The following is a 2,822-nucleotide window of genomic DNA, read 5'->3' on the forward strand; positions in this document are numbered from 1 at the left end:
AATCACGCTGACAGCAGGCGGTGCTAGCATCGTCTTAGAGGGCGCGAATATTACCATCAGTGCCAATCAGTTTACAGAAAAGGCAGGTAAGCACAGTAAAGCGGGTGGCGGAATGGATGGGCTTGGGTTGGCGGGGTTGCCAAATATAATTCCTAAGAAGAAAACTCTTATGGATGGTGTTTATAACTTGGCGTATCAGTTTGTTTTTGAAAACGAGAGACCCTATGCAAATATAAACTATATAGCTAAAAACCTCCGGACTAACCATATATCAAAAGGTCGAACTGATAATAATGGATGGACAGAAACTTTTAATACAAGAACCAAAGATGAAATAGAAATAAAATTAGATCTACCTTGGCAATATGAAGATGATAAAAATATATATAATATATCTTATCAATTTACAACCCCTGAAAACAAACCTTATTCCAATATAGCATATACAGCAGTTAATAGAAGAAATAATCATAAATATTATGGAATTACAGATATTCATGGTTATACAGAAACATTTTTTTCAGATTCTGAAGATACAATTGAAATCCACTTACATCTACCTTGGCAAAACAATAAGGATTCTATATGAGCGACCCTATAGCACATGCTAAAAGATATACTAGAAATAACACTAGTTCAAAACCTAATAATGTAGTGGTGCAGAAAATATCATATATTTCTGAAGAACAAATAAGTAATATCGAGGATAGAGCAACAGACATGGTTGTAACGGCTTTATTAAAAGAATATTCGAATGCTCCAGGAGGTCTTCTAGGTGCTTTACAAGGTGCATTAGTGGGTGGGCAAGTAACTATAAATCAAATAAAAATTATATTCCAAAGAGACTACAAGTGGTACAAAGCTACTGGAGAAAGACTAGAGTATCAAGAATTAAGTTCTATGCCTGGTGTTAGAAAATGTTTAGAATATATGGATTGGGACAAATATGCTACTTTTGAAGAAGCATGGAAAGATGTTGGAAATCAATGCTACAGCAAATAAGGATAAATTTATGTTATTAAAGTCAGCAAATATAGCTATTCTAACTAGTGTTATTTTTTTACCGTGTTGTACATATGATTACAAAAAAAACACTTCAGAAAATAAAAGCTTAATTGATTATTTGGATATAGAAAATATAGATAAATACGATGTTAAAACTCAAGAGAAAATGAACGCTATAATAAAAAAAGATAAAATATTTTCTGAAGAGTATAACATTTATAATAATGGCTATTACATAATATTAAGCAAGAAGGAAGACCCCTCTCAAATATTCATACTAAATAATAAAAAATTCATTGCCTTTTTTGACAAAAATTCTAGGGTTCTTTACTCTGACGATACTATTATTCCTACAGAATTAGATGCTTTTGTAAAATACTTTCCAAATATACCTTCTATAAGTTATGAATCTAAAAAATTTAATTATTATGATTTTAAATTAGATGGTGTTGATATAATAAGTGAAGAAATGCCTAATAGCGATATTAGTTTAGACTATTTACATTCAGAAATATTAGGCACAAAAAACCTTAGTATCTATAAAGCAGTAATACCTAATAAAGAATGTAAAGCCCTAGCTGGTAATATTGCATGCTGCCTTTCTTCCAACTCAAAATACGATGCCTATAGTTTTAGCTATAAAAGCGGGTGGAATATAATAAAAGAAAATGAAAAAATAGAAAAGATATGCAACTCTAAAAATTTTGAAAATGAAAGAAAAAAGCTGAAAGATATACTAAAAATACAATCCTAACCAGTGATTGTTATAGTGGCTACTTTATCACTTTAGTAACAGGCGGGCGCGAGCTACGGCACGCACTTTACTCACCGCGCTGATGACCAAACCCTCATACAGTCGATTGGTGATGGCGAGCATTTAATCAATGCAGGCAGTCTCTTGTCTGAGACGCGCCCTAGCCTCTTTGCTACTGAGAACGAGCAAGCTATCGAAAGCGGCTATCGCCATCAAGATAGTGGCACACTCACGGAATGGGTCACTGACCATAGAGACACACAAGCGCACTCACAGTGGCAAGTCAAAGGCAATAGCGCGTCACGAGTCAAAATGGGCATCATTGACCCCGCTACAGACAGCACTGCCAAGCGTGACGGCATACAGCTATCGACAGACGCACAAATCAGCGTTAAAACAGGCAACGCACTGTCACTCTCAACCTATCCACAAACGCACCTACAATCTGGGGAGCATGACTATCAACACCATACCCCGACCCTCACCCAAACCGCCCTCGGTGGACAACATCTGACCGAGCGTCTGACGCAACTGGCAAAAGGACTGGGTAAAACCGTCAATGACCATAATAATATCAAAACCCAGCTAGAGACTGTCAGTGAAGAGCAGCAAACCAAGACGCATCAAGAGACACCCTTTACCCTAATAGACAGCGCTGCCGATATCAGCTACAGCAGCACAGAGACCCTCATTACCCGTACTATGGGTGAGATGCTCAGCACAACCCAAGGTGACTATATCCTGACCAGCGGTGACACCTATAGTCAAGTGAGTAACGAAGCCATGACTGTGGTCGCTGATGGCAGCATCAGTATGACCAATGCCAAGGACAATATCCTACTCTCCGCACATACAGGTAAGCTTGAAGCAACGGCAAAGCAGGATGTCAATATTGCCTCATCAACGCAAGCTGTTGAGGTAGTGGCGAATGATAAAATCACGCTGACAGCAGGCGGTGCTAGCATCGTCTTAGAGGGCGCGAATATTACCATCAGTGCCAATCAGTTTACAGAAAAGGCAGGTAAGCACAGTAAAGCGGGTGGCGGAATGGATGGGCTTGGGT

3 protein-coding genes and 1 pseudogene are annotated in these 2,822 nt (G+C 38.1%); all 4 read left to right on the forward strand.

The window, feature by feature from the left end; all coding sequences use genetic code 11:
- Positions 1 to 589 (forward strand): annotated as a pseudogene (locus JIE71_RS09600) (hypothetical protein); the annotation flags it as partial.
- The gene (locus JIE71_RS09605) at positions 586 to 1,002 is read left to right on the forward strand and encodes a hypothetical protein (RefSeq protein WP_199508497.1); all 417 of its coding nucleotides are present in this window, start codon (positions 586 to 588) and stop codon (positions 1,000 to 1,002) included. The pseudogene JIE71_RS09600 and the gene JIE71_RS09605, both read left to right, overlap by 4 nt.
- Positions 974 to 1,759, forward strand: a complete 786-nt coding sequence (locus JIE71_RS09610) for a hypothetical protein (protein WP_199508498.1) — start codon at positions 974 to 976, stop codon at positions 1,757 to 1,759. Before JIE71_RS09605 ends, JIE71_RS09610 begins: the two co-directional genes overlap by 29 nt.
- Before the next feature lie 144 nt (positions 1,760 to 1,903).
- Positions 1,904 to 2,822 (forward strand): DUF2345 domain-containing protein (locus JIE71_RS09615; protein ID WP_199508499.1); only part of this gene is annotated, 919 nt, incomplete at its 3' end.

Origin of the sequence: Psychrobacter sp. bablab_jr014 (assembly GCF_016464015.1) — a bacterium.
Lineage (GTDB): Bacteria > Pseudomonadota > Gammaproteobacteria > Pseudomonadales > Moraxellaceae > Psychrobacter.

What these genes read in the sequence shown, in the direction of transcription:
- JIE71_RS09605 (WP_199508497.1), top strand. Translation starts at nt 586, where the DNA reads ATGAGCGACCCTATAGCACATGCTAAAAGATATACTAGAAATAACACT.
- JIE71_RS09610 (WP_199508498.1), top strand. Translation starts at nt 974, where the DNA reads ATGTTGGAAATCAATGCTACAGCAAATAAGGATAAATTTATGTTATTA.